Source organism: Parabacteroides distasonis (assembly GCF_004793765.1).
In the GTDB taxonomy this organism is placed as follows: Bacteria; Bacteroidota; Bacteroidia; order Bacteroidales; family Tannerellaceae; genus Parabacteroides; species Parabacteroides distasonis_A.
Genome location: NZ_SRYM01000024.1, coordinates 31247 through 53181 on the forward strand (window position 1 = coordinate 31247; position 21935 = coordinate 53181).

The 21935-nt window shown below is 44.5% G+C and carries 19 protein-coding genes; 13 read left to right on the forward strand and 6 right to left on the reverse strand.

The window, feature by feature from the left end; translation table 11 throughout:
- Positions 1–92: 92 nt before the first annotated feature.
- The 13 genes from E5342_RS09930 to E5342_RS09990 all read left to right on the forward strand — a co-directional run bounded on the left by E5342_RS09930 (position 93) and on the right by E5342_RS09990 (position 13527).
- Entirely contained in the window at positions 93–1661 is a 1569-nt protein-coding gene (locus tag E5342_RS09930; RefSeq protein ID WP_121735473.1) for an ATP-binding protein, read from the forward strand.
- 875 nt (positions 1662–2536) lie between these two features.
- Positions 2537–2770 carry a hypothetical protein gene (locus E5342_RS09935; protein WP_121735500.1) on the forward strand — a complete coding sequence of 78 codons (234 nt, stop codon included), beginning with the start codon at positions 2537–2539 and terminating at the stop codon, positions 2768–2770.
- A 4-nt stretch (positions 2771–2774) separates the two neighbouring features.
- Positions 2775–3908 carry a 6-bladed beta-propeller gene (locus E5342_RS09940; protein WP_121735472.1) on the forward strand — a complete coding sequence of 378 codons (1134 nt, stop codon included), beginning with the start codon at positions 2775–2777 and terminating at the stop codon, positions 3906–3908.
- Positions 3905–4498 carry a hypothetical protein gene (locus tag E5342_RS09945; RefSeq protein ID WP_121735471.1) on the forward strand — a complete coding sequence of 198 codons (594 nt, stop codon included), beginning with the start codon at positions 3905–3907 and terminating at the stop codon, positions 4496–4498. Before E5342_RS09940 ends, E5342_RS09945 begins: the two co-directional genes overlap by 4 nt.
- Before the next feature lie 174 nt (positions 4499–4672).
- On the forward strand, positions 4673–6769 hold the full coding sequence (gene recG / locus E5342_RS09950; protein WP_135959312.1) for an ATP-dependent DNA helicase RecG: 2097 nt from the start codon (positions 4673–4675) through the stop codon (positions 6767–6769).
- A 208-nt stretch (positions 6770–6977) separates the two neighbouring features.
- A complete protein-coding gene (locus tag E5342_RS09955) occupies positions 6978–8225 on the forward strand; it encodes a M23 family metallopeptidase (protein ID WP_135959313.1) in 1248 nt (415 codons plus the stop codon).
- A gap of 158 nt (positions 8226–8383) precedes the next feature.
- Complete coding sequence (locus E5342_RS09960) at positions 8384–8929, forward strand: DUF1599 domain-containing protein (RefSeq protein ID WP_121735469.1); 546 nt, start codon at positions 8384–8386, stop codon at positions 8927–8929.
- 5 nt (positions 8930–8934) lie between these two features.
- A complete protein-coding gene (locus tag E5342_RS09965) occupies positions 8935–10218 on the forward strand; it encodes a BT_3928 family protein (protein WP_135959314.1) in 1284 nt (427 codons plus the stop codon).
- A 36-nt stretch (positions 10219–10254) separates the two neighbouring features.
- Positions 10255–11010: a triose-phosphate isomerase gene (tpiA, locus tag E5342_RS09970; protein ID WP_121735467.1), complete on the forward strand. Its 756-nt coding sequence runs from the start codon at positions 10255–10257 to the stop codon at positions 11008–11010.
- A 71-nt stretch (positions 11011–11081) separates the two neighbouring features.
- A complete protein-coding gene (locus tag E5342_RS09975) occupies positions 11082–11588 on the forward strand; it encodes an SPOR domain-containing protein (protein ID WP_121735466.1) in 507 nt (168 codons plus the stop codon).
- Positions 11589–11593: 5 nt separating this feature from the next.
- Entirely contained in the window at positions 11594–12184 is a 591-nt protein-coding gene (gene folE, locus E5342_RS09980; RefSeq protein ID WP_183128537.1) for a GTP cyclohydrolase I FolE, read from the forward strand.
- Positions 12185–12574: 390 nt separating this feature from the next.
- Positions 12575–12718, forward strand: a complete 144-nt coding sequence (locus E5342_RS19695) for a hypothetical protein (protein ID WP_236651379.1) — start codon at positions 12575–12577, stop codon at positions 12716–12718.
- 611 nt (positions 12719–13329) lie between these two features.
- Positions 13330–13527, forward strand: coding sequence for a hypothetical protein (locus tag E5342_RS09990; RefSeq protein ID WP_236651378.1), 198 nt, complete (start codon positions 13330–13332; stop codon positions 13525–13527).
- A gap of 47 nt (positions 13528–13574) precedes the next feature.
- Here E5342_RS09990 and E5342_RS09995 read toward each other — a convergent pair whose 3' ends face one another.
- The 6 genes from E5342_RS09995 to E5342_RS10020 form a co-directional block, all read right to left on the reverse strand.
- A complete protein-coding gene (locus E5342_RS09995; protein ID WP_121735464.1) occupies positions 13575–14768 on the reverse strand; it encodes an esterase in 1194 nt (397 codons plus the stop codon).
- A gap of 64 nt (positions 14769–14832) precedes the next feature.
- The gene (locus E5342_RS10000; RefSeq protein WP_121735463.1) at positions 14833–16041 is read right to left on the reverse strand and encodes a hypothetical protein; all 1209 of its coding nucleotides are present in this window, start codon (positions 16039–16041) and stop codon (positions 14833–14835) included.
- Between the two features lie 63 nt (positions 16042–16104).
- On the reverse strand, positions 16105–17958 hold the full coding sequence (locus E5342_RS10005) for a DUF349 domain-containing protein (RefSeq protein WP_121735462.1): 1854 nt from the start codon (positions 17956–17958) through the stop codon (positions 16105–16107).
- Between the two features lie 218 nt (positions 17959–18176).
- Complete coding sequence (locus E5342_RS10010; protein ID WP_121735461.1) at positions 18177–19412, reverse strand: sodium ion-translocating decarboxylase subunit beta; 1236 nt, start codon at positions 19410–19412, stop codon at positions 18177–18179.
- Positions 19412–21337 carry a biotin/lipoyl-containing protein gene (locus tag E5342_RS10015; protein WP_121735460.1) on the reverse strand — a complete coding sequence of 642 codons (1926 nt, stop codon included), beginning with the start codon at positions 21335–21337 and terminating at the stop codon, positions 19412–19414. Before E5342_RS10015 ends, E5342_RS10010 begins: the two co-directional genes overlap by 1 nt.
- 19 nt (positions 21338–21356) lie before the next feature.
- Complete coding sequence (locus tag E5342_RS10020) at positions 21357–21653, reverse strand: OadG family protein (RefSeq protein ID WP_121735459.1); 297 nt, start codon at positions 21651–21653, stop codon at positions 21357–21359.
- Between the last annotated feature and the right edge of the window lie 282 nt (positions 21654–21935).

A 21935-nucleotide genomic window follows, 5' to 3' on the forward strand; every position in this document is an offset into this window, starting at 1 on the left:
AGGAAGGGACTCTGAAAATTCACAATTCACAATTCATAATTCACAATTTTTTGCCTACTTTTGTTCATCAGTCACATCAAACACGGCGTATCATGAGTCAGACACTCTATCCCATCGGCATACAGAACTTCGAGAGCCTTCGCAAGGACGGTTATCTTTATATTGATAAGACGGCTTTGGTTTACCAATTAGCGAATACCGGACGCTATTATTTCCTGAGCCGTCCCCGCCGCTTCGGGAAGAGCTTGTTGCTTTCCACATTGGAGGCCTATTTCCAAGGGAAGAGAGAGTTGTTCGAGGGATTGGCGATCGAGCGGTTGGAGAAGGAGTGGGCTGAACATCCCGTGCTGCATCTTGATCTGAATATTGCGCGATACGCTTCCACGACAGATCTGGAAGACCTTTTGAACCGCAACCTCGTCGCATGGGAAAAACTTTATGAGGCGGATCCTGCGGAAAGAAGTCTGCCTTTACGCTTCGCCGGAGTGATCGATCGGGCTTACCGAAAGACCGGCCAGCGTGTCGTGATCTTGATTGATGAATACGACAAGCCCTTGTTGCAGAACTTGCACGACGAGGAGATGCAAACGCGACTACGAGACATGCTCAAGCCCTTTTATGGCGTATTGAAGACGATGGATCGGGCCATCCGCTTCGCCCTGCTGACCGGTGTGACCAAGTTCGGCAAGGTGAGCGTGTTCAGCGACCTCAACAATCTCCGGGACATTTCGATGCTCAATCAGTATATCGAGATTTGTGGCATTTCCGAACAAGAGATCCACACCTATATGGAAGAGGAATTGAAGGCGTTGGCCAACACGCAGGGCATGACTTATGAGGAGACCTGCCGGAAACTCAAACGATGTTATGACGGATACCATTTTACCGCTAATTCCGAGGGCTTATACAATCCCTTCAGCCTGCTGAACACCTTTGCCAACAAGGAGTTTGGAGACTACTGGTTCGAGACCGGTACGCCCTCCTACCTTGTGGAACTGCTCAAACGCACGCATTATGATTTGTATGAGATGGCCAACAACGAGACCGACGCCGACACGCTCAACAGCATCGACGCCGCCTCGAACAATCCCATACCGGTCATCTACCAAAGCGGATACCTGACCATCAAGGACTATGAGCCCCGCTTTGGTATCTATAAATTGGGCTTTCCCAACCAAGAGGTGGAGGAAGGGTTCGTCAAGTATCTTTTACCTTTTTATGCTAACATACAGGCTCAAAAGACTCCTTTCGAGATCGGACGATTCGTTAGGGAGGTGGAGAGTGGCGACTACGACGCCTTCTTCCGCCGTCTGCAAAGCTTCTTCGCAGATACTTCCTACGAGGCGATCATCGGCCGGAACCCGGAACGGGATACGGAACTGCATTACCGAAACGTGCTCTTCATCGTCTTCCGTCTTGTCGGGCTATACACACAAGTGGAGTACCACACCGCGAACGGGCGTATCGACCTCGTCTTGCAGACCGACCAATACATCTATATCATGGAGTTCAAGCTGAACGGCACCGCCGAGGAGGCCTTGCGGCAGATCGAGGAGAAAGGCTACGCCCTTCCCTTCGCCCATGATGAGCGCGAGCTTTTCAAGATCGGCGTGAACTTCTCTGCGGCAACAAGGAATATCGAGCGGTGGCTGGTAGGTTGAATAAAGAGAACGGAAAGGATACTTTAGTGTGATTCGTCACAGAGCCTTACTTTTTCAAAGAAGTATATCTTCTCCGCCGGAGAGGATATACTTCAAGTGGCATCGCAGTATATCTTCTCTGAAAAAGGGCTTCTCATGTGAGTAACTAATCACTCCCCAACTCGTAAGTTATTCACTTGGCAAACCACAAGTTGTTCATTTGACAAGCCCTAAGTAGAGGGTTTATATCTGGTGCGATCGACAAAATATCAAAATGACACTTTGTAATCTAAACCTCCGGAGAATCGATTATTTCGGGGCAAAGTACGGCTTGTTCTCAAAAACGAGAAAGTTTTTTTACAATGTTCTATCTGACAGTGTATTGTTGTTTTTCGCCGGTTTATTCTAGCGAAGAATATCGCCTCAGTAGGCCTTCGGCGGACAAACAACAGGCTTTTGATCCGAATGCAATAGGTTTTTCACCCGAAAACAACTGGTTTTTTGGTCGGAAACACCACGGATCGCAGTCGAAAGGAGCTAACAACGCCGTCGTAAACACCTTACTCTTGGATCATAAACGCCTTACAATGCCCATTCACACACCGAGAAAAAGGGGAAACAGGCTGTTTTTGTCTCCTTTTCCGCTCTATTTTCGCATTTCTGAAAAAGAGGGTTGTTAGATAAAGGCCTCCATTTCTTATAAAACGATGGAAAGAAGTCTGTTTTAGTGACATCCGGGATTTGGTGATTTCCGTCTTCATGCGGTTCCTTTAGAGTAAGTCGTACTATTATGGCGAGAGATCTGGCATTATTCCTATCCATTTATTTGGTGTGGATGATATATATATATATATATTTTTTTTTTTATAGAGTTAATTTTAAATTTTAGTATAGTTATGAAAAAGAAAATCTTAAAATTTACAGCATTAATCGGTTTGATTATTTTTGCTTTGTGTGCAGACATGTCTGCAGATAATACGGATGATAGTGCATGTCCCGATGATGGTGGTGTTGTAATCACTTGTGGAAGATACGAAGGTGCTTGCTGGGCATTGGATTGGATAAGTCCAATTATTTATATCCATTGCTATTTTTCTGGCATGCAAAAAGATCATTGTATTCCTGATTAAGATTATGAACTATAAGGATATTGCTCGTCTTTTCACCTTGTCGATCTTGTTTCTCCTTCTTTCTTGCCATAGAGAGAAGGGGGGAGAAGATCAAGCCCTGGAAACTATCTCGGTAGACTTGAATATGAGGAACCACGTATATTCAAGTGAGTTGTTTGCGGACATTCAAGTTATTCCGTTGGAAACTACTCCGGAATCGTTAATTCGTCAGATCACTCAGATCAAATATTTTGAGGAACGCTTTTACATCCATGATTATTCAAGATCCTGCCTTTTGGTTTTTGATTCAAAAGGACATTTTTTGTTTGCCCTCAATGAAAAAGGAAATGCTCCTGGCCAGTATTTGAATCTGACAGATTTCGAAATCGACAAGATTCACAAGAATATCGTGATTCTTTGTGCCGTTAGTAATTCATTGTATTTTTATGATTTGGAGGGAAAGTTTATTAAGAATCAAAAACTACCAAATATTATTGGTGCATATAACTCCTTCCAATTCCAAAATGAAGATACGATTGCGTTTTTTACTTACGATTATAATAGTCGTTTAAAATTCTATTCTTTGTCTGAAGGAAAAATTTTCCGGGAAGAGTATCCGGAGGACCGAAAAGATATATTTTGTAGGGGAGTATTTCCTTTTCCGAATGCTTTTCGTCGGGCTTTAATCGGTACGGTCTATTCTTTGTCTGATGCATGTATCTCGGAACTTTACCGATGGGATTTTGGAGATTTGAATAACGATCTTGCGCAGTTAGATTTTCGTCCCAACATGAACCGACAAGAGCAAATTCAATATGTGCGAGATGCCTATTCCTCCAAAAGCGTTAATTACGTAATAGATCAGCAAGGACAGAACAGCAGATATCGATATGCGATGGTTGTACGAAAAGACAAATATCTACACCTGTTTTATGATCGGAGAAAAAATGTATTACTTCAATTCGAGCATACGCAGGAAGGACTTGGACTCTTTCCTATTTATTTCGGAGAAGAATTTATGCTTTGTACGCCAGAAGGAGGCCTTCCTGTTGATGAATTATTTCCTGAGAAATTGAGAAATGAGGAACAGCAGAGAATGATTCAATCTCTCTCAGATGAGGAAAATCCGATATTAATTCAATATGATTTTAAAAAATGAAAATTAATGAAAATACTATATCTGTTTTCTTACTTGGAATATTGATAGGTATAGTTTTTGTCCGGTATGTGAATTATTTCAAGAAACCGATTCAAGATATAGATATAGACAATTTTGAATATGAAAAAGAAAGTCTATATACAATTAAAAGAGAAGAACTAAAAAATAACTATTATCAATGTCTTGATCAAAAAGTATATTGGGGTACGGATTCCTTACAGACTTCAACATTAAGGGAGTTGTGTAGTGATGAAAAATTGTTTTTTTGTTTTTCTGAGACTGCTTGTCCTCCTTGTATAGAAACTGTTATTGATATGCTAAACGGTGCATTTTCTAAGGAGGAAATAGATAAAAGGGTGATTTTTGTATCACCGGATTATCCCATTCGTTTAAGGAATGACTGTTATGGAAGAAAACTATTGAATCTGCAAAATAAGATATTTGGACTTCCTTTGGAAAGACAGGAATCTTTTCCTCCATTTTTGTTTGTTTTGGATAATAAGTTACGTGTTAAATATCTGCATATATATAATAAAGTTTTTCCACAATTAACCTCCATTTATTTGGAGGAGATAAAATTTAGTGATTAGAAATCCTCGTTCCCTACATAGACTTGGAAGACCTTTCTGACTAGGTCATTTTTGGCATTTGCTAATCACACTTGAATGTTCGTAAGCTTTGGAGATTCGCTTTATCATAGCGAGAAGTCCGGCATTTTGTGTATTTTCGCGGGAGAAGAATCATCAAGCTAATATCGTGCGCCTATGCTGGACCTTGATAAACGATCGATTACCTATTTGCCGGGAGTAGGACCCAAGAAGGCGGATATCCTGCAAAAGGAAGCGGGGATATCGTCGTATGAGGACTTGCTCTTTTATTTTCCTTATAAATATATAGATCGCAGCCGGTTTTATAAAGTAGCGGAGATCAGTGGGAATATGCCTTATATCCAGTTGAAAGGCCAGATTCTCTATTTCGATACGCTAGGCGAGGGGCGGAGTAAACGGCTGGTCGGTAAGTTCTCGGATGGTACGGGCACGATCGATTTGGTCTGGTTCAAGGGCTTGAATTATGTGACAGATAAGTATCGTCCCAATACCGAGTATATAGTTTTCGGAAAGCCTACAGAGTTCGGGCATACCTATAACATACCGCATCCGGATATCGACTCAATGGAGCAAGCTGATCAAGTGGCGAATGGCTTGACTCCTTTCTATAATACCTCGGAGAAAATGAAGAAATCTTTCTTGAATTCCCGGGCGATCCAGAACCTCCAATATACGTTGTTAAGCTGGCTGAACTGGGAACTTCCGGAGACGCTTTCCCCCGATGTATTGAAACGGATCCATATGATGTCTATGACAGAGGCGATGCGGAATATCCATTTCCCGGAATCTGCCGCTAAGTTGCGTGACGCCCAGTTACGTTTGAAGTTTGACGAACTTTTCTTCATACAATTAAATATATTACGCACTGCTAGTGTTCGGAAACTGAAACTAAAAGGGATCGTATTCCCTACGGTCGGCCATTATTTCAATACGTTCTATAAAGAGTATCTTCCTTTTGAGTTGACGAACGCCCAGAAGCGGGTAGTCCGTGAGATCCGGATCGATGTGGGTAGTGGGCGGCAGATGAATCGCCTGCTGCAAGGTGATGTGGGGAGTGGCAAGACTTTGGTAGGCTTATTGTCTATGCTATTGGCGATAGATAATCATTGCCAAGCTTGTATGATGGCTCCTACCGAGATATTGGCGACCCAGCATTATGCGACGATCATGGGATTCCTGAAAGATATGGACGTTAAGGTTGCTCTTTTGACCGGATCTACCAAGAAGAAAGAGCGGAATAAGATATTACCGGCTATCGCCAGTGGTGAGATCCAGATCGTGATCGGGACGCACGCACTGATTGAGGAAACGGTGGTTTTCTCTTCGTTGGGATTAGCGATTATCGATGAGCAGCACCGTTTTGGTGTGGAGCAACGCTCACGCCTTTGGACAAAGAACGCGATCGTGCCGCATGTGTTGGTGATGACGGCTACCCCGATTCCCCGTACTTTGGCGATGACTTTGTATGGGGATCTGGATGTATCGGTGATTGATGAGTTACCTCCGGGACGTAAACCGATACAAACGCTTCATCGCTATGATAATAAAAAGGCGCAATTGTATGAGTTCCTTCGGAAAGAGATACAAAAGGGGCGTCAGGTTTATGTGGTATATCCCTTGATTGAAGGAAATGAGAAACTGGATTATAAAGACTTAGAGGCCGGTTTTGAGACGTTCAAGGAGGTCTTCCCTGAATATAAGGTGTGTATGGTACATGGCCGCATGAAAGCGGCGGATAAGGATACCGAGATGCAGAAGTTTATCTCCGGCGAGGCGCAAATCTTGATGGCTACTACGGTTATAGAGGTTGGTGTGAACGTGCCGAACGCATCCGTCATGGTGATCGAGAGTGCTGAACGTTTCGGCCTCTCTCAACTTCATCAGCTTCGTGGCCGGGTAGGACGTGGTGCTGAACAATCTTATTGTATCTTGGTCTCTTCCTATAAACTAAGTAATGACACTCGTAAGCGACTGGAGATTATGGTGAACAGTACGAATGGCTTTGAGATCGCTGAGGCGGATCTCCGTCTCCGGGGACATGGAGATCTGGAAGGTACCCGGCAAAGTGGCGAGGGGATAGACCTTAAAATAGCGGACTTGGCGGTCGATGGACAAATACTTCAGTATGCGCGGGATATCGCTCAAGGAGTTCTTGACGAAGACCCCGAATTATTGTCCGAACAGCACCGGATATTGAGTGAAAGGCTCAAAACTCTTTTTGCGAAGAAGATAAATTGGGGAATGATTAGCTAATATGTTGTGAAACATATTTTTTGTAAGATATTGATTTGTAATTTGTTTGTTATACTATCTTACGCCCCTTTAGGCTTATTATAGAAAATTTTCGTTAATCAGTTTTGTTAGTTTGTTCAAATTTCCGAACTTTGACAAGTTGATAATCAGGCTGGATGCCGGATATTGCTGTTTTATCCAGAATTATAAGAATGAAAGTTATCATAAAATGAGTATAAAGACATTTCTATTCATTTGTTGTGCCGCTGTGATGGTATCGACTGCAAATGCGGAGAACCCGGTAAAACCGGAAACTCCGGAGACTCCCAATCATCCAACCCACAAGTTTATGGACAAGCGTGTATCTGAGTTAATGGCCGACCGTGTTGGCTTTAAGAAAGATATGGCTTTGAAGGAGCTTGCGGAGATTAATGAGAAAGCGGAGTTGGAGGCAAGAGAGAACTTGATGTTTCCTGCCGATGAATTATATGGCGAGTGGACAAATGAATGGGTGAATCCTTTCCGGGGTAAGAAGGTTGATCTTCCGGATTCTTGCGTAATCGATTGTTCTACTTTTGTCTTGCCTATGGACTCTATGACAAGGGTCACTTCAAAGTATGGCCCTCGCCGCAGACGGATGCATAAGGGGATCGACTTGAAAGTGCAAATTGGCGATACGATCCGTGCGGCGTTTGACGGTAAGGTGCGTATCAAGAATTTCGAGCGTAGGGGATATGGTTATTATCTTGTGATTCGTCATCCGAATGGTTTAGAGACTGTATATGGTCATTTATCTAAATTTTTAGTAGGTGTGAACGATATCGTACGGGCAGGCGATCCGATCGCTTTAGGGGGAAATACAGGACGCTCTACGGGGTCTCATTTGCATTTTGAGACTCGTTTCCTTGGACAGGCTATTAACCCGGCTGATATTATTGACTTCGATAACTCAATACCTCATCAGGATCAATATGTGTTTCGTAATGTTAAGATTAATGGACGTAAGAGCAATATCTATACATCTTCCAATAGTCAGATGGTGTACCATCGTGTAAAATCCGGTGATACCTTAGGTAAAATCGCACGTATATATGGTACGACAGTGAATGAGCTTTGTCGTTTAAATGGATTGAAATCTACTTCTATGTTACGTATCGGCCAGTCCATTCGTTGTAGTGCCGACGAAACTGCTGTTAAAGCGACTCCAAAAGCTCAAACTCAAAAGAAATCTGCTACTTCCGGATCTTCTAAGAAAATCACAGTACAGGCAAGTTCTTCCGCTACTGCTTCTTTAGGAGAAAACACGAATACAATGAATGATACGGAGGCTACTCCGGTTTATCATCGTATTAAATCCGGTGATACGCTTGGTGCTATCGCTAAAAGATACGGTACTTCTGTTAGTAAGCTTTGCGAATTGAACGGTATCACAAAGACTACCGTGTTGCGTTTAGGACGTTCATTACGCTGTTCATAACGATGTATAAGATGTTAGAAAACGAAAAGGAGCCGCTTATCAAGTGGCTCCTTTTCGTTGTGACCTCTTTTCATTTATTTTATTAGCTTTTGTTGTCTTGAATATTCGGGAACATCTACGTCTTTTTTCCTATATTCGCGGGTATAATCTAGGATCATATGCCAAATACAAAGGAACAATTCGAGCAAGTGATCTCCCTGTGTCGGGATTTGTTCGAGAAGAAGTTGAAAGATTACGGGCCCTCATGGAGGATTATGCGCCCTCAATCGGTTACCGACCAGCTGTTTATTAAGGCGAACCGTATCCGTAGCTTAGAGATCAAGGGGATGAGTATGATAGACGAGGGAATCCGTCCGGAGTTTATCGCCATCGTTAATTATGGCGTGATCGGTTTGATCCAGTTGGCGTTGGGATTTGCTGATACGACCGATATCACGATAGAAAAAGCCTTGGAATTATACGATAAATACATCACGGAGACGAAGGAACTGATGTATGCCAAAAATCATGACTATGATGAGGCGTGGCGCAGCATGCGTATCAGCTCGTACACGGATCTTATCTTGATGAAAATTTATCGGACCAAGCAAATCGAGAGTCATGGCGGTAAGACACTCGTCTCCGAGGGGGTGGACGCTAACTATATGGATATGATCAATTATGCCCTCTTCGGCTTGATTAAGCTGGAGTTTGGCGAGGAGTGAGCAACATGAAATATAAGGAAACCGTAAAGAAAGTGATCGCAGAGGCTTGCCGTCTGTTATTGGGAGTTGTCTTTATCTTCTCTGGGACAGTGAAGGCTGTTGATCCCATGGGAGGGGCCATTAAGATTGGCGACTATCTGACTTCCTTTCGGTTGGGTAAGCTGCAACCTTTTACGGTATTGATCTCCTTCAACCTGTCCGCTCTGGAATTCATGCTGGGTGTCTGTATGCTATTGGGGGTGTACCGGCGGTATACGACTTTCTTGACCTTGCTGATGATGTCTTTCATGACACCGCTGACGCTGTATCTGGCGATCTTCAATCCCGTATCGGATTGCGGTTGTTTCGGGGATGCCTTGGTGATTAGTAATTGGCAGACCTTCTATAAGAATGTCGTACTTTTGGCCGCCGCTATTTACGTGTTCATCCATAATCAACGGCTTTTACAAAGCTATACCTACCATGTCTATTGGTTCGTGGCTTTGTGGGCATATGTCTTCGCTATCGGTTTCGCTTACCGGAATTATAATCATTTGCCGATATTGGATTTCCGTCCTTACAAGTTGGGTGCGAATATCCCCGCTTTGATGTCGATACCGGAAGGTGCGCCCGAGGATGAGTATGCGTATTCTTTCATTTACGAGAAGGAGGGCGTACAGAAAGAATTTTCTTTGGAGAACGCTCCAGCTGGTGATAGCACGTGGACTTTCGTGGATTCAAAGACCGAACTGATCAAACAAGGATATATTCCCCCCGCTACCACGTTCCATATCTATAATGAGAATGACGCAGACGTGACCGACGAGTTGCTGAACGATCCGAAAGGTCTCTTCCTTTTGATCGCTCCCCGTTTGGAGAATGCGGATGATGAGCGTATCGACGAGATTAATAATGTATACGATTACGCCTTGGAGAATGGCTTGGGCTTTTATTGCGTGACGGGTTCTTCCGCCGAGGTTATCGCCACGTGGAGCGATAATACCGGAGCCGAGTATCCGTTCCTGATGGCCGATGATGTCCTTTTGAAAACGATCATTCGCTCCAATCCGGGATTGGTCTTGCTAAAAAGAGGTACGATTTTGATGAAGTGGCATTATAACGATATCCCGCAGGAGGAAGAGCTGAAAACGATCGTAAACGGTTATCTGGAAGGAAATACCGACTGGAAAGCGAAAGAAGATGCTCGGCTAATAACCAACCTATTAAGTTTTACCGTACCTTTGTTGCTGGTTTGGGGATACGATGCCTTGCGCAATCGCCGTCGCCGGAGAGGAAAAGAATCTGAATAGAGATCTATTTGTATTACATATTTAAATTATTAAGTTATGAGAAAGAATATTGTTGCAGGAAACTGGAAAATGAACACTACTCTTGCTGAAGGTCTTGCTTTGGCTAAAGGTTTGGACGAGGCTTTGAAGGGTAAGACTCCGAATTGCGATGTGATTATCGGTACTCCGTTCACTCACTTGGCAAGCGTTGCCGCAGCTATCGATACGAACAAGATCGGTGTTGCCGCTGAGAACTGCGCTGATAAGGAAAAAGGTGCTTATACAGGTGAGGTTTCTGCTGCTATGGTAGCCTCTACTGGCGCTAAATATGTGATTTTAGGCCACTCTGAGAGACGTGCTTATTATCATGAGACTCCGGAGATCTTGAAGACGAAGGTTGAGTTGGCTTTGGCTAACGGTTTGACTCCTATCTTCTGTATCGGTGAGGTTTTGGAAGAGAGAGAAGCCGGTAAGCACTTCGAGGTAGTAGACGCTCAGGTTGCTGGTTCTTTGTTCGACCTTTCCGCTGAGGATTTCGGTAAGATCATCTTGGCTTACGAGCCGGTATGGGCTATTGGTACAGGAAAGACTGCTTCTGCTGAGCAAGCTGAGGAGATCCACGCTCACATCCGCGCTACTTTGGCTGCTAAATATGGCAATGAGGTAGCTGATAATTGCACGATCCTTTACGGTGGTAGCTGCAACGCTGGCAACGCTAAGGAATTGTTCGCTAAACCGAATGTAGACGGTGGTTTGATCGGTGGTGCTTCTTTGGCCGTTGACAAATTCATGCCGATTATCGAGGCTTTTTAATTAATTCATAATAAGAAGGTATCTTTCCTCTCAATGAATGGGGGGAAGATACTCTTTTTAATATTCTATCTATGAAAAGAATTCCTTGTATCTTATTGCTATTCGCTTTTATGATGGCCGGTACTTCATCTTTATTCGCTCAGACGGCGTTGGAAGGTGAGCGTTCAACCATATTCGATGCGTTGCAGAGATCCGGTTTGGGAAAAGGCGAGGTCGTTATCAATCAATCTGCCGCTATCCGCAGGATGGTAGGCGAGCGTATGCGTGGAGCGAATGTGGAGACGACAGATAGCCTTACCTTCTTGAAGGTACAAGGGTATCGTACGCAGGTATTTTCCGGTAATAACCAACGGGTCTCTAAAGATGAGGCTTTTCGTAAGGAGAAGGAGATCAAGGAGCTTTTTCCAGAGATCCCGACGTATGTTACTTACAATGCCCCGTTCTGGAAGTTGCGTGTAGGAGATTTCCGCTCGCATGAAGAGGCTTATCATATGATGCGCTTGCTGATGGGTGCTTTCCCGAAATACGGAAAGGAAATGTATATCGTACGAGAAGAGATAAAAATTCCCCTAAATTAAAGATGATGTCAGAAGTAAACGAAGAGACGCTACGTGCCCGGGAAGTTTTGGCCGGCCATTATAAGGAAGTATTGGGTTTGCTGGGTGAGGATGCTGGGCGTGAGGGGCTGCTTAAGACGCCGGAACGTGTGGCGAAAGCCATGCAGTTTTTAACCAAGGGATATCATGAGGACCCGGAAGCGGTGCTCCGTTCCGCCATGTTTCAGGAAGAGGATTACAAACAGATGGTTATCGTGAAAGATATTGATTTCTTTTCCCTTTGTGAGCATCATATGTTGCCTTTCTTCGGCAAGGCCCACGTGGCTTATATCCCCAAGAAGTATATCACGGGCTTAAGCAAGATCCCTAGGGTAGTGGATATCTTCGCCCGTCGCCTTCAGATACAGGAGCGTATGACGATGCAGATCAAGGATTGTATCCAGAGGACTTTGGACCCGCTGGGCGTGATGGTTGTAATCGAGGCGCAACATATGTGTATGCAGATGCGTGGTGTGGAGAAACAAAATTCCTTGACGACTACCTCTGATTTCACTGGCTTCTTCCAACAAGCCAAGACACGCGAGGAGTTCATGAACTTGATCAAGCATAATCGCTGATCATCTCCTGTCATAGCTTACTCAGGTTTAGCCGTATAACTGATCCGCAGTGATACGGCTTTTATTATATCCCTACGTTTCCATTCATTGAGCCACAGTCGTGAAATGTATAGGTGGAATGCAACTTTTACGGAGACCTATTCATCAATTTTCCAGAGAACCTTTCGGAACCGATACTAAGCGATATGATATTCCTTTGGATGCTAAATCGCTAGAGGGCAGAAGTTCGCTTTTAATTTTTATAAGGAAATGGCTGGCAAGGAGGAGTCGAATTTTTGTATCTCTCCTTTAAGCGGCTCCTTTTGTTTGGTATGGTATTGAATGGGGCGAATGGCAATACGTATACAGAGCTACAAGAAGCTATAATGCCGAGGTTTATAACGATTCAATATGGAGACAGTAGACAAGATGAACCATTGGTGTGCCAATAAGACGAAAACCTCGTTGGATGAGTTGATCTCGGACTTAGATGCGGATCGTTGGAACCAGTGGATGAGTAACCTGAGTTCCTATTATTTCTTGAAACTTGAGTGATTTCGAGAAAGACGATCGAAGGATATGACAATTTGTTAGGATTGACAATTTGTATTCGGAAGTCCCGGAGAATCGTTTTTTCCGGACTAAGGTACGTCTTGTGCTTGAATTTGAAAAAATAAATCAGCAATCGGTTCATTGATAGAGTAATGCTGAAAAATAGCCTTTTGTTCTAGCGAAAATAATTCATCGTAATTCATATCCAATGGAGTAAAAGGAGGGAAAAACGGTGTTATGATAGGGCTATAAGGAGGTAAGAATGCCCATTCACGACTACTTATAACCCTATTTGCGACTACTTATAATGCCCAATGGCACTACTGGCGTTGCTTAACGCGACCGTATGTGTAGGCTTTTATCGCCTAATGTGTATCAAAAACGGTCTTTTTCATTGGAAAAGCACTGTTTATCGTTATCTCCCCTTCTTTATCTTGTGATTCTCGTGAAAATGAGATGTCACGGAAAAAACTCTAATACTAATCAAAAAGATAGGAAAGCCTCTTTGTGGATGACTTTATGAAAATGATGATTTTGCTTGATCAACAGCTAGAAAAAGCCTTTATAAGTGAATAACTAATCATTTTATCTCTCTTATTCTTATTTGCGGAAGAATGATTACGATGATCTGTATGTGGAGAGAAGCTATCTGGAAAGCTGGCGGCCGGAAAGGGGAGACCGGACAGATGACGCAATCTTCCTACCGAATTTGGAAGAATACATCAAACTATTATCGTTTCGGGGTCGATTATCAAATGTCGGATAAGACTACGATCGGGTTTTCGACGGATGGTAATCTGGCGAATAGCTAGGTTATAGAGACGCAGCACACGCTACGTCTCTATAACTGGGTATTTTGTTATTTGAATAGCATCGGGGCGAATTTTGTGAGGTAGATACGCCAGTTTTTCCAGATATGGCCGCCGTCGCTCTCATAGTATTCGTATTTGTAGCCGTTATCGTCTAGTTTCTTACGATAGTCTACGTTGTTTTTGTATAAGAAGTCGGTTTTACCGATAGCGATCCAGTATAATTTCGGGTGCTTGCCGAATTGTACTTTCAGTTTCTCATCCATATTCTGGTAGATGGGAGATTCGGAGCCTTCACGGGGGAGGATAGCGGCAGAGAACAATCCTACGTAATCGAACATATCCGGGTATTGCTTAGATATATGCAAAGAATGGAAACCACCCATGGAAAGCCCGGCTATCGCACGGCTGGATTTCTTTTTTTCCACACGATAGTTACTCTCGATAAACTTAATAACATCCGGGAAGCTGCTTTCCATGCTACCCTCCATGGTTTTAGGCAGTTGCATATTCGGTTTGACTAAACCAAGGCTGGATTCTCCCGGAGCGGCCTCTTGATCTGCGTTTCCGTTTGTCATAACCACGATCATCGGTTTTGCTTTACCTTGGGCGATCAAATTGTCTAAGATCTGGGCCGTACGTCCTAAGGCGATCCAAGCTTCCTCATCGCCCCCCATGCCGTGTAAGAGGTAGAATACCGGATATTTTTTGCCGCTTGTTTCATAACCGGCCGGCGTATAAACGGTAATACGGCGGGTTTTCCCCAATGTCGGGCTCTCATACCAACGGCGAGCGACCGTTCCGTGAGGAACATCATTAACGCTGTATAAATCGCCCTGCCCACCTTTGATAATAAAAATATTCGTAACGGATGCCACGTCACGGTTTAGATAGACATTGTTCGGATCTGTAACCTTTAATCCGTCGACAATAAAAGAGTAGCTATATAATTCGGAGGGAAGAGGCTCCGGCGTAGTATATTCCCAAACACCTTCTTTACTTTCCTTTAAATCAACGGTACCGGGTACATCCACTAAACCGAACTGAGTCTCCATCTTCTGTGTGGGAAGGAAATCTCCTGTTACCTGCACCTTGATCGCTTTGGGTGCCAGGAACCGGAAGGTAACGGTATTATCCGGATGAATCTCCGGGGAGATGATGTTTTGACTACCCCAAAGGGCTTGTTGGGCGAACGTGATCACGCTAATCAACATGAATACGGCCAAGATTGATAATCTTTTCATAATGATAAATTTTTAATGGTATTACTAGGGGCTAAAGATTTTTGCAAATGTAATGAATAATTTGTTACATTATCAATAAATAGGCTCGATAATGTGTCTCTTTTGTGACGGGACATAGTGAGAGGTAACCTTCTTGAATCCTTCCATTGGCAAGGCGAAGTGGATAAGTCTCTGACATGAAACGGTGTTTGTCAAGGGCCTCCCCGGATTCCTTATCGTAGGAAACCCTGTATTCGCCAACAGCTTCGGGCACTACATAATGCTGGAATAGACGTAAAGCGACCATTCCCATCGTGTACCGCATATTGATCTCAATGCAGGGATGAATAGCGAAAGATCCATCCTTTTGTTTATAGACCAGCATGTCCACACCTATACAGCCCGTATAAATAGATCCATACACTTCTTGTAATACAGCGCATACCGCCTCTTGGATGCGGGAATAGGTTCCTTCGCCCGTGAATTGGGTGATGCGAGAGAGCATGGTGGATTGTCCCTCCAAAATGTTACCTGTATAGGAACCTCGTTCCTCGGTATTGAAAACGGATAATCCCTCGTAACGGACATTACCTTGCCCGTCGGAATAAAATTCCATGGCGAAATCCTGTACCTTGTCTAATCCACTTTCGATGCTGATCATTCTTTGTTTGTTGAATGCGCCCTCTATCCAGTTCTTTGTCTTTGTATCCGGTTTTCGTTTCTCTACCCATAACAATCCCCGCCCGGAAGAGGAATAGGGCGTTTTTAATACGAAGGGAGCGTTGCATAAGAGCATGTATCTCTCTACCTCCCGGATTTTCGTGCAGAAACGAGGTGCCATTGGAATAGGGAGATCGGGTAGGAGGGCCTGTATCTTTTCCAGACATTCCGCCGCTGTTTGCCTACCAGTGAGGCGAAAATAATCCTCTTTCCAAACCGGGACGGATAACCGGACTTTTGCCTTGGCCCTCAACTGCTCGAATAAATGAAGACTATGAGGGGAAAGTCCCCACGGGGCCGCATCTATAGGAGAGAGGTAAGGAGCGTTTTTCGCTAGTATCGCTTTTGTTACAGGTCTAGGAGTAGGGTGTAGGTCTTTGGGTAAATGGGCGAAAAACGGAGGGGCTGCTTTACTATCTTCCAGATAGACAAAATCATCCTCTTCCGCATACCAAACCGGCAGCAGTGCCAAGTCTTTTTGCATTTTACGGACGTTTATCGGTGCCGTGTAATTCCGTGTCCCTAAAAGTACGGCCGTCTCGTGGCCGGGATTGAAATAATGTATCTGTGACATAAAAGCGTAAAAACAACAAAGCCGTCTTTTTAAGGGACGGCTTCGCTCGGGTTTATGAGATTGTTATTCCAGATTCTCATCGATGGCATCGATCTTCTTGATCGCTAAAGCCATATCCTCTTTTAGTTTTTCAATCTTACGTTCCATCTCTTTCAGTAAGCCGCCGCCGCCTTTTGAGGAAATGCTTAGGAAGCCGATGTTGTTCTCGTAAGTCTGAAGCTCGTTCTTCATGCGCTCGTACATACGCATCAACTTATCACGTTCACTGAACAAACGACCTTTACCTCTTTCGCCATTGGTCATCTCGTTTAGGTTATTGCGGAACGACTGCATCTTGCGATCGTTTTGGTCTACCTTCAAACGATCGAATTGTAGGTCAACCGCCTCGTGATATTCCTTGTAGATCTTATCTTTCTCCTTGAATGGTACAAAACCGATCGTATTCCATTCCGCCATATAAGACTTTAAGGTTGCGATAGCCTCATCATGCCCAAGGCTCTCGTCCATGCCCTTGATCTTAGCGATCAGCTCTTTCTTAGTGGCTAAGTTGGTCTGCTCTATGCTCTTTTGGGAAACGACGTTCTTATTCTTTTGCTCGAAGAAATAGTCACAAGCCGAGATAAAACGTTTCCAGACAGTGTCGGAATGCTTACGGGTTACCGGTCCGATCGTCTTCCATTCTTTCTGCAAAGCGATCATTTTATCCGTCGTATCCTTCCAGTCCGTACTATCCTTCAAAGCCTCGGCTTTCTCACATAACGCACGTTTAGCGTCGAGGTTTTTCTCCATATCGCTCTTGATCGCCTTGTAGAACTCGCTTTTCTTCTCGAAGTAGACATCGCAAGCGGCACGGAAACGTTCGAATATCTTTACATTATATTTTTTCGGAGCGAAACCAATCGTCTTCCATTTCTCTTGCAAGCCGATTACCTCCTTATTCTTTTCTTCCCAGTCCTTAAACGATTTCAGTGCGCTGAAATCGATCGCCTCGATTTGTTCGCAAATCACGGTCTTCGCATCTAGATTCTCCTGCTCTTTCGCTTTCAGTTTCTCAAAGTGCTCTTGGTGACGCTTGTTGATCACGGTTGAGGCTGCTTTGAAGCGAGCCCATAAATCCTCACGTAACTCTTTCGCTACTGGCCCGATCTCACGCCATTGCTGGTGCAGTTTCTGAAGCTGGTGGAAAGCGGAGATAACATCCGGCTCCTTGCCTAGTTTCTCTACAGTTTCGCACAAAGCGGTCTTCAATTCCAGATTTTTTTTGAAGTCGTAATCACGGAATTGATTATTTATCTTGATAATATCATAGAATTTCTCAGTATAGATCTGATAGTTCTTCCAAAGCTCGTTCACGTGCTCTTGGGGAACGGCCTTCACCTCTTTCCATCTTTGTTGGATGTCCTTGAAAGAGTTGTATAACTTATTGAAATCATCTTGGCTTTCGCAAAGCTCTTTCAATTGGTCGATCAACTGCAATTTCAAAGCGTAGTTAGCGGCCTTTACACGCTCTTCCTCGGCAAGGATAGCGGCTCTTTTCTCTTTATAAGAAGTGAGCAAATCCTTGATCTTGTTCTCGGTTTCGTCAGCGGGGGCTATAAAATCCTTTTCTTCGCCACCATCAGCGATGAATTTCTTCTTAAGCTCTTCCACCTCGTTACGACGGATCTTGTAGTAAGCCTGTTTCAAAGCCTCTACTTCTCCACGGGAAGTCTCTACGGAAGCCTCAATAAGTTCGGTTAACTTAGCGAGAATTTCTTCTTGGGTTAATTTACCTGCGGCAATAGCAGCATCAGCCTCCGCTGTGTCGTTGGCTTCAACGTCTGCGGTAGCATCGATTTCCGGCGTCTCAACCGGTTTTTTAGTTTCTTCTAATTTCCCGGCTTCTTCCGGCAAATTAGTCTCAAGAGTGTCCTTCATATACAATCGCTTTTAAGAAAAGGATAAATACATTCCTAATATCAAGTCACAAATTAAACTAAATATTTTTGGATTACAGCATTTCGGGGAAATTATTTATCTAAAAAGTCATTTTGGATACTAATAGATGCTAAGGTCGGCCTATTTCTCTTGATTCCGGTTGTAGAGACGGGGCATGCCCCGTCTCTACAACGTCTACTTATACTAATTAATCTCATTTATCCCAAGAAGGAAATCAATACGCCGGCAGCTACCGCCGAGCCGATCACTCCCGAGATATTACTAGCCATGCAATATTGCAAGACATGGTTCTTCGGATCATATTGCAACGCAATCTCATTCGCCACACGAGAGGCCATTGGCACGGCACTTAAACCCGTGGCTCCAATAAGCGGATTGATTTTCTTCTTAGTGAACAAATTGAAAATCTTAACGAAGAATATACCTCCGGCGATAGACAAGGCGAATGCCAAGAAACCGCCGATTACGATACCAATCGTTGTCAGGTTCAAGAACGCCTCTGATGTCATGGTAGCTCCGACAGATAATCCAAGGAAGATCGTTGCAGCGTTCATGATGCTGTTGGAAGCCGCATCGAACAGTCGGAACGTATTTGTCCCGATCTCCTTTATTAAGTTACCGAACATCAGCATACCGATCAATGGAACTGAGCTGGGGACGAATAAGGCGACTATCGTGGTTACCACGATCGGGAATATGATCTTCAATACACGCAAGTTCTTGATCTCCGTGTCGGAAGGAAATTTCTTCTCTTGCTCTTTCATGTTGATCCGTAACTCATCCTTCGTACACAATAGTTTAACTACCAAAGGAATGATAACTGGAACTAAAGCCATGTAAGAATAAGCTGCGATAGCGATCGGACCTAATAAATGAGGCGCCAACTTAATGGTCGTGAAGATAGCCGTCGGGCCATCGGCACCTCCGATGATTCCAAGAGATCCGGCTTCTTTCGGTGTGAATCCCATCAAGATCGCTACCAAAAGCACCGTGAAGATTCCCAATTGGGCTGCGGCGCCGAAAATGGATAGGCGAAGGTTGCGGAGCATCGGGCCGAAGTCGGTCAACGCACCGACACCCATGAAGATAATCGGCGGCAAGAAGCCCGTCTTGATCAACATATAATAGATGAAGTTCATCAAGCCAAGCTCGTGTGCGATATCATGCAGCGGCATTTCCCAAATGTTTCTCATCACGCCGTGTACATTAATCAACCCATTCTCATCCGCTTGAATCACTCCCATATCGCCTCCGGGGAAATTGGCGAGCAATACGCCGAACGCGATAGGCACGAGCAATAGCGGCTCGTATTGTTTCTTGATACCGAGGTAGAGCAATACGAACGCTATGGCATACATGATCAAGAACTGCGGTTCAGCAATGATATTGCTGAACGCAGTCATCTCATATAAGTTTTGAAATATCTCGTTCATTATCGAATCGTCATTAATACATCATCCTCAGATACGGCATCACCGGAAGACAGGCAGATCGCCGTGATCGTTCCCCCGAACTCGGCACGTACGGCATTGTATGTTTTCATGGCCTCCACGTAGCAAAGGACATCACCTTCTTTCACTACGTCGCCCACCTTCACCGGTGTATCGGAAGCGTTCTTTACAAGGAAAAATTTACCTTCCAGCGGAGAAAGCACCTCTTTTCCAGCGCCTGCGGGAGCGTTTGTTGTCTCCGGGGCTGTCGGGGCGGGAGCCGCTGTCGGTTTAACTTCCGGAGTCGCACTGTTGGTATCACCAAAAGCGACGGTCACACGGTAAGCTTGCCCGTTTACATCTACGGTCATGACTTGCGGAGTAGTCGGCATTGTTAATGTAGCGGCAGGTGCCGGAGCCGGTGCGGCTGGAGTGGCGGGTACCGTCGGTTTACCGGCGTTCGCTTTCTCTGCCTTACGTTTTGCCACGTCTGCCTTAAACTCAACCTTGGCCTTTCCGGAGCGATATGCCTCGTATTGAGCGGGGTGCATGGCGTATTCGAAGAGTTCTTCCTCATCTTCGCCAACTTCCCATTGCTTCTCGTTCATCAACTTTCGATACTTATCCAATGCGTCCGGATAATTGTCTTGAGGATTGCCCTCGAAGAACTGGCGGCCTTCGGCCTTCGCCTTCTCAACGATCTCGGGAGCCAACGGGCCCGGAAGACGTCCGGCCTTTCCGAGGATCATATCCCAAATATCGTCGGCGATCATGCTCCAGCGGGCTTTCCCCTTCTCCATCTGCATGACGTTCATCAAGGCTAGGTTCTTCACGTATTGGCTGAATGGAGTTACCAATGGAGGATAACCGACACGTGGCCATACGTAAGCTACCTCGTCGAACAACTTGATCAATAACTGGTCTTGAGACATCAGCGGTTTGTTGTTCTTTATATTGCTCTTGTTGATCGTCTCTAGGTTCTTCTCAAGGTCTGCCATCAAGCTACCCATCATACCGCCCGGAAGTCCCGGTCCGATCAGCAAGGAATTCATCAACCGGTTCTTCGGGCTGATATACAATCCCAAGAAATCATCCATGAATTCTTGAACCAAGGCACGAACCTTCATATAAGCCTCCATATTGATCTCGGGCACCTTATAACCGGCGTCCTTCAACATCGCCTGTACGGTCAGCAAGTCCGCATGTCCTGTACCCCAAGAAAGCGGCTCCATACCTACGTCGATATAGTCGCAACCCGCGTTACAAACCTCCATGATGGAAGCTACGTTAAAGCCGGGACCTGCATGGCTATGATATTGGATCGGGATCTCCGGATATTTTTCCTTGATATTGGCTACGATACGACCTAATGTGTACGGACGTCCGATACCGGCCATATCCTTGATACAAATCTCATCCGCTCCGAGCTCGATCAACTCGAATGCCATCTTGGTATAATACTCAACTGTATGTACCGGAGAATGCGTGATACACAAGGAGCATTGTGAGATCATACCAGCCTCTTTTGCGTATTTAATAGATGGGGCGATATTCCGTACGTCGTTCAAACCGCAGAACGTGCGGGCGATATCCGTTCCCTGCGCTTTCTTTACCTTATAAAATAGCTGACGTACATCGTCGGGTACCGGGCTCATGCGAAGGCCGTTCAACGCACGGTCCAACATGTGCGTCTGGATACCTGCCGCATGGAAAGGTTTTGTCCATTCACGGACCGCTTTATTAGGATTCTCGCCGAATAATAAGTTGACTTGTTCAAATCCTCCGCCATTCGTTTCCACTCGGGCGAAACAGCCCATCTCGATAATTGCCGGAGCGACTCTGGTTAGTTGGTCTACGGTCGGGACATACTTTCCGGCAGATTGCCACATGTCTCTGAAGACCAAACTGAATTTGATTTCTCTTTTCATGATATTAAATATGTATTATTTATACTTTCTCAATTTTGATAACTTTCCCGTGTCCACGGGTAACGGCGCTGATTGCCGATACGATGGCGGCTGTCTCCTGTCCGGAAAGACTGCCGATTGCGATGGTTTGCGTTGGAGTGGCCGTTTGTACCCGAACGGCTGCCGCTATCGGCTTTTTCGCTATGATCTCTTCCGGTGCGTATTTATTCACCAAGACGATAAGTCCTTTTCCCAGATTGATAACGATCAAAAGGATAGCAAAAACGGTGGTCATTCCAACTACCATTAACAAAAGTCCTGTCTCTATATTCTCCATATTCTATATTTGTGGCTAGCTTAAAAGGTTTCTACAAAGGATTGAGCAACTTTCAGCCAAATTAAAAACAATCGCAAAATTATAAAATACTGGAAAACGATCTGTCGCATTTTAATTAAAAAAATGAAAATAAATAAGCGAAACGGCCTTTTCGGTGAATGATTGTCAGCTTGAAAAAACACGTACGTGTTTTCCGAAAAACATGTGCGACTTTTTCCAAAAACACGTACGTGCTTTTTCCGGCGCTTGTACGGCTGAAAATTCAAATATATTACCGTAACT